Origin of the sequence: Terricaulis silvestris, from assembly GCF_009792355.1 — a bacterium.
GTDB lineage: Bacteria > Pseudomonadota > Alphaproteobacteria > Caulobacterales > Aquidulcibacteraceae > Vitreimonas > Vitreimonas silvestris.
Map to the genome: position 1 here is coordinate 634,817 of NZ_CP047045.1, position 10,445 is coordinate 645,261.

Below are 10,445 nucleotides of genomic sequence, written 5' to 3' on the forward strand. Positions count from 1 at the left end.
TCGATTATTCGATGAACCGGACGACTTCGCTCAAATCCGTGCGCGTCGTGCGGAAGCTGTTGGCGGGATGATCGGGGTCTTCATAGCCAAACGAGACTGCGCACACGATCTTTCGGTTGGCCTGAATGTCGAAATAGTCACGAACAAAATCCGCGCAACCCGCCAGTGCCGCTTGCGCAATCGTGGCCAAGCCAAGGCTCTGCGCGGTCAGCATCAGGTTGGCCAGATAACTTCCGCAATCGATGGCGCCGTAGATTCCCAAATCCTCCTCGGTGGTGAGAATCATAACGTGCGGCGCGCCGAAGAGGCGGAAGTTTTCCAGGACCTGACGGCCCGAACCTTCGCGATCGCCCTGAACGACACCCACGCTGCGGTAGAGCGCCCAGCCGGTTTCGCGCTGACGCTCCTTGTAGACGCCGACATAACGAAGCGGGAATGGGAAGTCCGGTTCCTCGCGACGTTCGCGCTGATCGGCCCAGTTCGCTTGCGACGCGTGCGCGTAGAGCGCGTCGCGGAACGCGTTGGTGGCGTCGCCCTCGGTAACGATCACTTGCCAAGGCTGCGAGTTGCACCACGAAGCCGCGCCCTGGGCAGTGCGCAGCATCGTCTCGATCACCGCTCGCGGCACAGACTGCGGAAGGAAGCCACGGCAAGAGCGGCGCGCCGCGATGAGCTGCGCCAAGACTTGCGCTTCCAGACCGTTAGCCGCGCGGTCGCTTGGGAGTGGCTCAATCATACCATATAACATACAGTGTTTGCGGCAACGGGCGATAGCGCAGCAACTACTCCCGCACGGCCTGAAGCGTTGGAGGCGTTGATCAGCCTATCAGTGAGTGGTAACGGATTGAGGCGGAGGACTAGATCAAGTTGACGGCTGCAGGCGACACTCCTCGCGAAACCTGCCGGGATGCGCGCCTCGGCATGCTGCGGCACGTCATCGAAGACCTTCTCAGCATTGAACCTGCGGGTGCGGATCGGTTTCGGGCGGCCAAGCAGTCGGACGTGTTCGATCGCGTCTATGGTGGCCAGATGCTCGCACAGGGGCTCAGGGCGGCGGCGGCCACCGTTGATGGCGCCCGCCCACCAAACTCGGCGCACTGTTACTTCCTTCGCTTGGGCGACCCAACCGTCCCGCTTGAGTTTCATGTCGAGCGCGTGCGCGAGACGCGGACATTCTCCAACCGCTTGGTGCGCGCTCAACAGAATGACCACTGCGTGTGCCTGATGATGTTTTCGTTTTGCGCCGCGGGCGAGGGATTGGAGCATCAGTGGGCCATGCCGGATGCGCCGGCGCCGGAGACGCTTGCGTCGCGTGATGAGCAGCTGATCGCGATCCACGGCGACGAACTGCCGTTGAACGCTGGCGTTCCTTGGCCGGTCGATATTCGCCACGTCAATCGACGGCCATGGGATCCAGAGATTGGCGAGGGGCGCAATCTGCTCTGGATGCGCGCGGACGACGCGCTGCCAGACGATCCGCTCCTGCACGCGTGCCTGCTCCTCTATGCGAGCGACCTTACCATGGCCGAGGCCGCAACGGCGCGACATCCGATCCGTTGGGAGGATCTCATCGCCGGACGCGGCATATTCGGGGCTTCGCTTGACCACAGTTTCTGGCTGCATCAGCCCGTCCGCTTCGACGACTGGCTGCTGCACGTGCAAGAATCTTCGCGGGGGGGCGGCGGGCGCGGTTTCACCACGGGCCGCTTCTTTGATCGCGGCGGTCGGCTCATAGCCTCCGTCGCGCAGGAAATCTTCATCAAGGAAACGACCGAAGGGAGTGGACGATGAGCGACAGCGTCCATGATTGGGTATCTTATCACGCAGGCCGCCGTCCGGACGCGCCGGCCGTCACGAGCGTGGAGCGTGGGCGCACCGCAACTTGGGGCGAGATGGAGGCGCGCGTGGCGCGCTTGGCCCATGTGCTGCGTCACGACATGGGGCTTGAGCGCGGTGACCGCGTCGCCACGATCGCAGAGAACGACATCCGCACGTTCGAGCTGCAATTCGCGTGCATGCGCGCGGGGCTCATCTTGGTGCCATTGAACTGGCGTCTCGCTGTCGGCGAGCTGGTCACGTTGATGCACGACGCCGAGCCCTCCATCATCGTCTACGATGATACGTGGAGCACGACCGCCGAAGCAGTGGCGGAAGCGGCGGACATCCAGTTGCGCCTTTCATGGGGTGATGCATCGGACGTCAGCGAGTACGAGGCGCTGATGGACGCCGGCGACGCGGGGATGCCTGGTGGCGTGCATGACGAGGCCGAGATCACGCACATACTCTATACGTCGGGCACGACCGGCTTGCCGAAAGGCGCCATGTGCAGCCACTGCTCACTAAAGCAGCACGCGATCAATCTCGCACACGCATCGCGCCTCGCCGAACGCGGCAACAACCATCTCAATGTCGTACCGCTGTTCCACGCCGGTGGTCTCAATACCTACACCAATGCCACGCTGTTTTGGGGCGGGCAGGTCACCACCGTGCGCCGGTTCGATCCCGCCGTCGCTTTGAAGCTGCTGACCGATCCGAAGGTCGGCATCACTCATATGTGCGGCGTGCTGCAAATGTACGAAATGATCACCGCCTTGCCACAGTTCGCGGGCGCCATGTTTCCGGCTTTGAAAACGGCGCTGTTCGGGGGCTGGGGACCGCAAACGAAATGGGTGCATGAGACCTGGCGCGCGCGGGGATTTTTTCTGCAACTCTCGTACGGTTCGACGGAGTGCGGCCCGATCGTCAGCGTTCTCGAAGCGGGCGACGAGCTCGCGTCGAAGAATTGCTCTGGTTCGGTTGTGGCAGGCACGCAGGTGCGACTGGTTGATCGCGAAGGCGCCGATGTTGCCCAAGGCGAGGTGGGAGAAATTTGGGCGAAGGGCGGCGCTATCACGCCAGGCTATTGGCGGCGCCCGCGCGAGGACTACTTCAGCGGTGACTGGTTCAAGACGGGCGATTGCGCGCGCGCCGACGAAGCTGGCCGGCTCTACATCGTCGATCGCTTGCGCGAAGTGTATCGCTCCGGCGGCGAGAACGTTTACCCGGCGGAAGTGGAGCTTGTCCTGGCGCAGGCGCCGGGTGTGAAAGAGATCGCGGTCATCGCCGTGCCCGATCAGAAATGGGGCGAAGTTGGCCTTGCGGTGGTGCAGTCTCACGAGGGCGCGAGCGTGACGCTTGAGAGTTTGCTTGCGCATGCCGCCGACAAGCTGGCGCGCTACAAGCAGCCAAAATACCTGGTTACGATCGAAGAAATGCCGCGCAACGCGACGCTCAAGATCGATCGCACTGCACTGAAGAACGCCCATGGCGGCGTGGCCGCCGTCGCGGCGCCCGCTAACTGAGCACGCGCCGTAGGTAGGGCAACACCGCGCCGCTGAACGCATCATTGCGGTCGCCTGCCACCATGTGGCCGGCCCGCGCGATCGAGGCGACTTCGGCGTGCGGCGCGTGGCGGCGGAATTCTTCGAGGCCGTCGGCGTCGACGACATCGCTTTCGGCGCCTCGCACCAGCAGTGTGGGCAGCGACGCCGGCAGGCGAGACAAGGCGTCGGTCAGGGCGTCTCCCACGGCGTGCGTCGGCGCCGCGTTCATGATCGCTGGATCCCAATGCCAGCGGAGGCGGCCATCATCGCCGCTACGAAGATTCTTCATTAGGCCGGCGGGATCGGCGGGGCGTGTACGACCGGGATTGTACGCGCTCACGGCGGCGGCGACTTCGTCAAGCGTCGCAAAGCCCTGCGGATGACTTTGCATGAAGGTGCGAATGCGCTCGACGCCTTGCGGAGAGAAACGCGGCACAATGTCGACCAGCACCAACGCGCTGAGCAGCTCTGGCGCTTCCGCCGCGGTCAATAGTCCGCTGACGCCGCCCATTGAGGCGCCCACGACCGCCACTGGTTTTCCAAATGTGCGGAGCACGGCTTGAAGATCGCGCGCGTGAGTGGTCAGTTCGTAATCGCCTTGATCGGACCAGGCGCTGTCGCCGTGACCGCGCGCGTCATACGTCATGGCGCGAAAGCCGGCGGTGGCAAGTTGTGTGGCGACACCGGTCCACGCGTGTCGTGTTTGGCCGCCGCCGTGCAGCAGCGCGACGAGCGCTCCATCGGCGGGGCCGCGTATCTCGCCGGCGAGGGACAGCCCGTCCGGCGTCGCAAATGGGATCAGTTCGCTCTCGCTCATTGGGCCGCGTTCAGCCTTTTCGACGCGCGGCGAAGGCGGCGAACGCTGCGCTTGCTTCGGGCGAGGCCAGTTGCGCGATGAAAGCGTCGCGCTCGCTGGCAATGGAAGCGGCGATGGCGCCCGCGTCGCGCATCAGCGCTTTCGTGGCCGCGATCGCGGCCGGTGGCTTCTTCGCCAAAGCGTGAGCGGCGCTCAGGGCTTTCTCGTTCACCTGGTCGGCGGGGACGGCGGCGTTGGCCAGCCCGAGAGCAGCGGCTTCCGCGCCGCTCATCGCTTCGCCGAACGCGAATAGCGCGAAAGCGCGCGCGTGCCCGATGCGCGCCGGCATCAAGCGCGCCGATCCCGCCTCGGGCACAAGCCCCAGATCGATAAACGGGAGCCGGAGCGCGGCGTCGTCGGCGACATACACAAGATCGCAATGCAGCAGCATCGTTGTGCCGATACCGATGGCTTTGCCGCGCACGGCGGCGACCAGCGGCTTTGGGAACGTGCTGATCGCTTTGAGGAAGGGCGAGGTGTTCGATTGCGAAATGTCGGCACCGGCAGCGACCGTGTCGACGAACATGCCGATATCGTTGCCGGCGCAAAAATCGGGGCCATCGGCGTTGATGAGCGCGACATGGATATCGCCGTCCTCCGCCGCGCGCTTCAACGCATCGGCGAAATCGCCGTACATCGCATCCGTGATCGCGTTCTTTTTGTGTGCGCGATTGAGCGTGATGACCATCACGTGATCTGAGGTCTGGACTTGAATGTCGCTCATGCGTTGCTCCGGGAGACTTAGCGAGGCGGCAGGGTTGGCGCTTCGACGATCGCGCCGCGCGAGAGGGAGGAGCCGCCGTCGCAATCATAGATCGCGCCCGTGATGTAACGTGCGCTGTCGCTGCTCAAGAAAACGGAGAGGTCGGCGATGTCGCGCTTGGTCCCGTAGTCTCCGAGCGGAATGGTGCGCTTCAGGGCGGCGACAGATTCTGGTGTTGGCGTCAGACGCGACATCCCCTCGGTTTCCGCGATCGGGCCCGGCGATATGGCGTTCACGCGCACGCCGGCAGCGCCCCATTCCATGGCCAGACACTTGGTCAGCATGTTGATGCCGGCCTTGGCTGCGCACACGTGCGACTGAAAGAGAGAAGGGTGCACGGCTTGGCCAGCGGTGATGGAGATCACCGACGCGCCGGGCTTGCGCAAGAATTCGTAGCTGGCGCGCAAGACGTGGAACGTGCCGATCAAATCGATATCGACGACTGTGCGAAAGGCGTTGGGCGACATGCCGATGGCGGGCGCCATGAAGTTGCCGGCCGCGCCGGAAATGACGATGTCGATGGCGCCGTGTGTTTCGTGCGCGCTGCGCAGCGCTTGCTCCACAGCGGGATAGTCGCGCACGTCGGCTGCTGCGCCTGCCGCTTCATATCCAACGGCGCGCAGCTCGGCGACCGCAGCGTCGACCTTCTCGGCCTTGCGGCTGATGATGAAAAGGCGCGCGCCGGCTTCGCCCAATCCGTGCGCGATGCCCAGATTGATGCCGCTCGAACCGCCCGCGATGAAGGCGTTTTTTCCTTTCAGCACACCTTTGGCGAACGTGCTCATCGGTGGTCTCCTCCTGTTGCGCGGCGCTTCTCTGCTTCCTCGAACACCGCGCGCGCCCGTGAAGCGGAATCGGGTGCGCGAATGACTGGTCCGTCGGCGCGCATGGCGGCGACGCCGCTAGCGATCGTTTCTGGCGTGGGCGCCATGTTCCAAAAGCCGTCCAGCTCGCCGATGACACTGCGGCTGACGCGGCCACCATAGGCCTGGAAGATTTCCCCGTTCTCCGTGCAGCTCCCGTGGCAAAGCCAGAGCGCGACAGGGGCGGCGAGGTCGGGATCGAGATTACGCTGGAGCATTGAGACAAAAGCGGGTTCGCGCGTGTCGTCTTCAAGCATACGCGTGTAGCCGCCTGGACTGATGGCGTTGGCGCCAACGCCTGTGCCGCGCACGGCGGCGGCGATGGAAAGTGTCAGGCCTTGCACCGCGCCCTTGGCCGACGCGTAAGCCGCGCTCGTCGCCGCGCCATAGAGACCTTGGATGGAGCAGGTGTTGACGATCCTGCCCGCGTTCGCGGCGAGCATGGACGGCAGCACGGCTTTGCAGATGTTGTAGGCGCCGCCGCAATGATTGCGCCAGACGCGCTCGAATTCCTCAAGCGTTGTGTCCGCGAACGCCTTCGGCGGAAGGAAGATACCGGCATTGTTGATGACCGCGTCGACGCGTCCGTACTCCCGCAGCGCGTCGTCGATCAGGGCCGACGCTTCCTCCGGCGATGCGACGTCCGATACGTCAGGCGAGGCAGCGCCGCCTTCGGCGATGATTTCATCGACCACGGCCTGCGCTGGCTCTTTCGAGCGGCCCTTACCTTCGCGGTCGACGCCCAGATCGTTGACCAGCACGTGCGCGCCGCGGCGGGCGAGTTGAAATGCATAGGCGCGGCCAAGCCCGCGCCCAGCGCCCGTCACGAGCACGACCTTCCCGTCGAACCGGATCCGAGCGCTCAAAACCATCCTCCCGGAGCCCTGGGCGGCGCTCCTTGACGACGATAACAGTACAGCGTTAGGTTGGCTAGTGTTTGGAGGGCTTCATGCCCGCTGAAGAAGCGCGGATCGAGTACGCGCGCGTAGTCGCGGAACTGGATTATCCGCTCGAAGCGGTCTGGCGCGTCGTTTCCGCCTTCGGGGGCGTCGAGCGCTGGATTGCTGGCGTCGATAGCTGCGCGGTGGAGGGAAGCGGCGTCGGTGCGGTGCGCGTTGTCGGCTTAGCCGGCCGCACCGTTGGCGAACGCCTGGATCGCCTGGATCAGGCTGAGCATACGATCGTCTATTCGGTGCTTCCCCCGCACGCGATGCCCGCGGAGAACGTGCGCGGCACGATCCAGTTGCGCGCCGTCTCGCCGGGAACGACAGCCGTCACCTGGCGCTCGGACGCAACGCGCATCGACGGCAATCCTGCGGCACTCAGTGCGCGGATCGAAGCTTTCTACCGCGCTTCGATAGAAGGTCTTCGGCGGCTTCTCGCGGAAGGCTGACGCCGTCACTGATCGCGGATGCGAAAACCGCCATCGATGTTGAACGCGGCGCCGGTGACGAAGCTTGCCTCGTCCGACGCGAGAAAGACCGCAGCTGCCGCGATTTCCTCTGGCGTTCCGATCCGGTTCATGACTTGCAGGCCGCTGAGGCGCAGAAGCGCTTCGTCCTCGCCGCCCAATGCGGCAAAGCCGCTGCGTAGCAACGGAGTGTCGACAACGCCGGGGCAGATCGCGTTGCATCGGATGGGGAGATTTTGCTCCCCGCAATAGAGCGCGACGCTTTCGGTGAGATTGAGGACGAGCGCCTTTGAGGAGCAATAGGCGACCTGTCCCGATGATGGGCGTTGGCCGCGCACCGAAGCGACGTTGACGATCGCGCCGCCGCTCGCCCGCATGCGCCGCACAGCGTGCTGGCAACCAAGAAATGGCCCGAGGCCGTTGACCTCGTGAACGCGCCGCCAATCCTCCTCGCGCGCGTCCGCGATTGAGCCGGGGACATTGATTCCGGCGTTATTGACCAGCACCGCGAGTGGTCCGTGCCGCCGTTCCAGTTCGTCGATGGCGCCGCCCCAATCGGCGTCGCGCGTGACGTCGAGGCGAACGTGAAAGGCCGCGCCACCGAGCTCTGCTTCAAGGTTGCTCGCGGCAGCGGTGTCGATATCGGCGATAGCGACGTGCGCGCCTTCGGCGGCGAAACGTTCCACGATGGCGCGCCCGATGCCGCATGCTCCGCCTGTCACCAGCGCCGCCTTTCCAGCGAGACGCTTCATCAGCGCGGCGTGAATCGCACGCGCAACTCGCGATACCCGTAGAAAATATAGCTCGGCGCCATGTCAAAATTTTCTTGCAGGATCTCAATATTGAAGCGCTGGAACGCACGCTTGAAGAATTCCGAGAGTTCGGTGCGCGCGAGGATGTGGCCGATGCAGAAGTGCATCCCAGGGCCGAAGGCGAACGAGTCGCGCAAATTGGGGCGATCGACGTCGCTCCGGTAAGGGTCGGCGAAGACGCTGCTATCGATGTTGGCGCCGACATTCATGATCCACACAAGGTCGCCTTTGCGAATGGTTTGGCCGTGCAGTTCGATGTCTTCCTTGGCGAAACGCGTCATGCATTTCACCGTGCCTGGATAGCGCAACAACTCCGTCACCAAGTTGAATGCGGCATCGGGATCAGAGCGCAGCCGTTCCTGCAATTCCGGATGCTTGACAATGTGAACGAGCTGCGTGCCGAGAGAATTGGCGGTAGTTTCGGCGCCGGCGACGACAAGGCCGTGAAGCTGCGCCAGCGTTTCATCATGATCGAGTTTGTGTAGCCCGTCGCGGGCATGCACTAGCATGGAAATTAGATCGTCGCCGAGGTGCTTTTCGCGCACAGCGATCAATTCGTTGAAGACTTCGTTCAGCGTACGGATGGAACGCTCGAGTTTTAACAAGAGCTCTGGCGTGACTTTGGCCGCTGCGCTCGCACTGGTGAAGTCCGACGCCAAGCTGAAAAGGAGCGGGCGATACTCGTCCGGAAGATCAAACATCCGCTGCATGATCGTCGTCGGCAGAACTGCGCCTACGACCTTGGCGAAGTCGAACTCGCGTTCCGCTTCGCAGGTGTCGAGCACACGATCGACGACCTCGCCGATGAAGCTCTCCATTTTCTTGACCGAACCGCGGTCGAACGCCTTCAGCATCAGGGACCGAATCCGCATGTGTTGTTCGCCGTCGAGCCGGTTGACGAGCAGGCCGGTGTATTTGCGCACGCCCTCCAACTGGGCGACGACCTCGGGAGGCATGTCGCGAAACAATTGGCTGACGCGGGCGGCCGAAAAGCGCGGGTCGGCGTAAGCGGCCTTGACGTCGGCATGGCGCGAGATGATCCAGCCGCGCTGGTTTTCGCTCCAATAAACCGGCGCTTCTGTTTGAAGGCGCGCAATGTTGCGCCATGGGTCGGCGAGAAAGGCTGGGTCGGCGAAGCTGACGTCGCGCACGCCGTCCTGGGTGTTGAGGGTCTCAACGGCCATTGTCATCTCCCATTGCCGCCGCCGGTCTTCGCCGGGCGGTTGGCCAGCCCCGTCCGCTGGGGCGGCTGGGAGCCGTACAGTGATAGATAAACCCGCCTCGCAGGCGTTTGCAATGGATTCCTCAGCGTCGGCGCGGAATTGACAGCCCCAAGAACGGGACATACCGTACAACGTACGATAAGTGACACGCCAACAGGCGCGGGGAGAGATATGAGCGGAAGCGAAAAGCCCCGAGTATTCCCCGCCAGCGATGAGGTGCCGCACGACATTGGCGAGCATCCGTTCTGGCAGGAAAGCGTCTTCTTCACCTGGGGCGACCACGAACGTGGCGTCTACGGCTATCATCGCATTGGCCAGGAGCCCAACGCGAATGACGGCAAGGGCTATGTAACTTCGTGGAACGGCATCGCGACACGCGAGGGCTCCCGCTATTGCCGCTACCTCTTGGCGCCGATGCGCGCGCAGGACCGTCACGCGAAGGGCTTTCTCGCCACCGATGCGTTCAAGATGGACTACGAAGACGGCAAGACGCGCTGGCGCATCGAAGATGCGGATTGCTCGTTGGATCTACACGCCACCGATTTCACACCGCGGTTCGACTTATACAAGGACGGCGGCACCGTCGTGAACGATTACGCTCAGGGGCACATCGAAGTCGCCGGGCCCGTGCGCGGTACCGTACGGCTGGGCAAAGAGCACTTCGACATCGATGGCCTGGTCTACCGCGATCATAGCTGGGGCAAGCGTATTCGCGGCACCTTGCTGAGCCACCGCTGGATCGCCGGCACGATCGGCCCGGAGCTGACGTTCAACGCAACATCATGGCACGGCATCGATGGCAGTTTGCTGACTTACGGCATCGTGTGCCGCAACGGCGAAATCACTTATGCGCGCGAGGTCGACATTCTCGTTCACATGGAGATCGACGCTTACACCCATCGCGGCGGCATGCTGCGTATGGTGCTGGAGGACGGCGACGTGATCGAACTTCATCCCAAGATCGTCGACGGTTTTCTCACCGAACACCATCAATCCGCGGTCATCGACGCCATGTGTGAAGTTACGTGGAACGGGCGCAAAGGCTTCTGCGACCTAGAAATCACCACCAATCCACGGGGCGGCGAGCGGCCTGTCAGCGCGCTGGTGCGGGCGACAAAAACGCAAGGTCTGTCGAAACGGGATTGGACCCTTTAG

At 63.5% G+C, this 10,445-nt stretch carries 11 protein-coding genes; 4 read left to right on the forward strand and 7 right to left on the reverse strand.

Features of this window, described 5'->3' with window-relative positions:
* Positions 1–4: 4 nt before the first annotated feature.
* The gene (locus DSM104635_RS02915) at positions 5–736 is read right to left on the reverse strand and encodes a nitroreductase (RefSeq protein ID WP_158764763.1); all 732 of its coding nucleotides are present in this window, start codon (positions 734–736) and stop codon (positions 5–7) included.
* 131 nt (positions 737–867) lie between these two features.
* On the opposite strand from DSM104635_RS02915, the gene DSM104635_RS02920 reads away from it, so the two are divergent.
* Together DSM104635_RS02920 and DSM104635_RS02925 are read left to right on the forward strand one after the other, a co-directional pair.
* The gene (locus tag DSM104635_RS02920) at positions 868–1,791 is read left to right on the forward strand and encodes an acyl-CoA thioesterase (protein WP_228445818.1); all 924 of its coding nucleotides are present in this window, start codon (positions 868–870) and stop codon (positions 1,789–1,791) included.
* Positions 1,788–3,341, forward strand: a complete 1,554-nt coding sequence (locus DSM104635_RS02925; protein WP_158764764.1) for a class I adenylate-forming enzyme family protein — start codon at positions 1,788–1,790, stop codon at positions 3,339–3,341. Before DSM104635_RS02920 ends, DSM104635_RS02925 begins: the two co-directional genes overlap by 4 nt.
* On the opposite strand, the gene DSM104635_RS02930 is transcribed toward DSM104635_RS02925, so the two are convergent.
* Genes DSM104635_RS02930 through DSM104635_RS02945 form a run of 4 tightly spaced genes read right to left on the reverse strand, consistent with a single transcriptional unit; the run spans position 3,334 to position 6,710 of the window.
* Entirely contained in the window at positions 3,334–4,179 is an 846-nt protein-coding gene (locus tag DSM104635_RS02930) for an alpha/beta fold hydrolase (protein ID WP_158764765.1), read from the reverse strand. The genes DSM104635_RS02925 and DSM104635_RS02930 overlap by 8 nt on opposite strands.
* A 10-nt stretch (positions 4,180–4,189) precedes the next feature.
* Positions 4,190–4,942 (reverse strand): enoyl-CoA hydratase-related protein, encoded by a 753-nt coding sequence (locus tag DSM104635_RS02935; protein WP_158764766.1) that lies wholly within the window; start codon positions 4,940–4,942, stop codon positions 4,190–4,192.
* A 17-nt stretch (positions 4,943–4,959) separates the two neighbouring features.
* Positions 4,960–5,766 carry an SDR family oxidoreductase gene (locus DSM104635_RS02940; RefSeq protein WP_158764767.1) on the reverse strand — a complete coding sequence of 269 codons (807 nt, stop codon included), beginning with the start codon at positions 5,764–5,766 and terminating at the stop codon, positions 4,960–4,962.
* Positions 5,763–6,710, reverse strand: a complete 948-nt coding sequence (locus DSM104635_RS02945) for an SDR family NAD(P)-dependent oxidoreductase (RefSeq protein ID WP_228445819.1) — start codon at positions 6,708–6,710, stop codon at positions 5,763–5,765. Before DSM104635_RS02945 ends, DSM104635_RS02940 begins: the two co-directional genes overlap by 4 nt.
* Positions 6,711–6,793: 83 nt before the next feature.
* On the opposite strand from DSM104635_RS02945, the gene DSM104635_RS02950 reads away from it, so the two are divergent.
* Entirely contained in the window at positions 6,794–7,237 is a 444-nt protein-coding gene (locus DSM104635_RS02950) for an SRPBCC family protein (protein WP_158764769.1), read from the forward strand.
* Positions 7,238–7,242: 5 nt separating this feature from the next.
* Here DSM104635_RS02950 and DSM104635_RS02955 read toward each other — a convergent pair whose 3' ends face one another.
* Positions 7,243–8,007 (reverse strand): SDR family NAD(P)-dependent oxidoreductase, encoded by a 765-nt coding sequence (locus DSM104635_RS02955; protein ID WP_158764770.1) that lies wholly within the window; start codon positions 8,005–8,007, stop codon positions 7,243–7,245.
* Positions 8,007–9,251, reverse strand: coding sequence for a cytochrome P450 (locus tag DSM104635_RS02960; protein ID WP_158764771.1), 1,245 nt, complete (start codon positions 9,249–9,251; stop codon positions 8,007–8,009). Before DSM104635_RS02960 ends, DSM104635_RS02955 begins: the two co-directional genes overlap by 1 nt.
* Before the next feature lie 210 nt (positions 9,252–9,461).
* Between DSM104635_RS02960 and DSM104635_RS02965 the strand changes: the two genes are divergently transcribed.
* A complete protein-coding gene (locus DSM104635_RS02965) occupies positions 9,462–10,445 on the forward strand; it encodes a DUF7064 domain-containing protein (RefSeq protein ID WP_158764772.1) in 984 nt (327 codons plus the stop codon).

What these genes read in the sequence shown, in the direction of transcription:
- DSM104635_RS02915 (WP_158764763.1), bottom strand. Translation starts at nt 736, where the DNA reads ATGATTGAGCCACTCCCAAGCGACCGCGCGGCTAACGGTCTGGAAGCG.
- DSM104635_RS02925 (WP_158764764.1), top strand. Translation starts at nt 1,788, where the DNA reads ATGAGCGACAGCGTCCATGATTGGGTATCTTATCACGCAGGCCGCCGT.
- DSM104635_RS02930 (WP_158764765.1), bottom strand. Translation starts at nt 4,179, where the DNA reads ATGAGCGAGAGCGAACTGATCCCATTTGCGACGCCGGACGGGCTGTCC.
- DSM104635_RS02935 (WP_158764766.1), bottom strand. Translation starts at nt 4,942, where the DNA reads ATGAGCGACATTCAAGTCCAGACCTCAGATCACGTGATGGTCATCACG.
- DSM104635_RS02940 (WP_158764767.1), bottom strand. Translation starts at nt 5,766, where the DNA reads ATGAGCACGTTCGCCAAAGGTGTGCTGAAAGGAAAAAACGCCTTCATC.
- DSM104635_RS02950 (WP_158764769.1), top strand. Translation starts at nt 6,794, where the DNA reads ATGCCCGCTGAAGAAGCGCGGATCGAGTACGCGCGCGTAGTCGCGGAA.
- DSM104635_RS02955 (WP_158764770.1), bottom strand. Translation starts at nt 8,007, where the DNA reads ATGAAGCGTCTCGCTGGAAAGGCGGCGCTGGTGACAGGCGGAGCATGC.
- DSM104635_RS02960 (WP_158764771.1), bottom strand. Translation starts at nt 9,251, where the DNA reads ATGGCCGTTGAGACCCTCAACACCCAGGACGGCGTGCGCGACGTCAGC.
- DSM104635_RS02965 (WP_158764772.1), top strand. Translation starts at nt 9,462, where the DNA reads ATGAGCGGAAGCGAAAAGCCCCGAGTATTCCCCGCCAGCGATGAGGTG.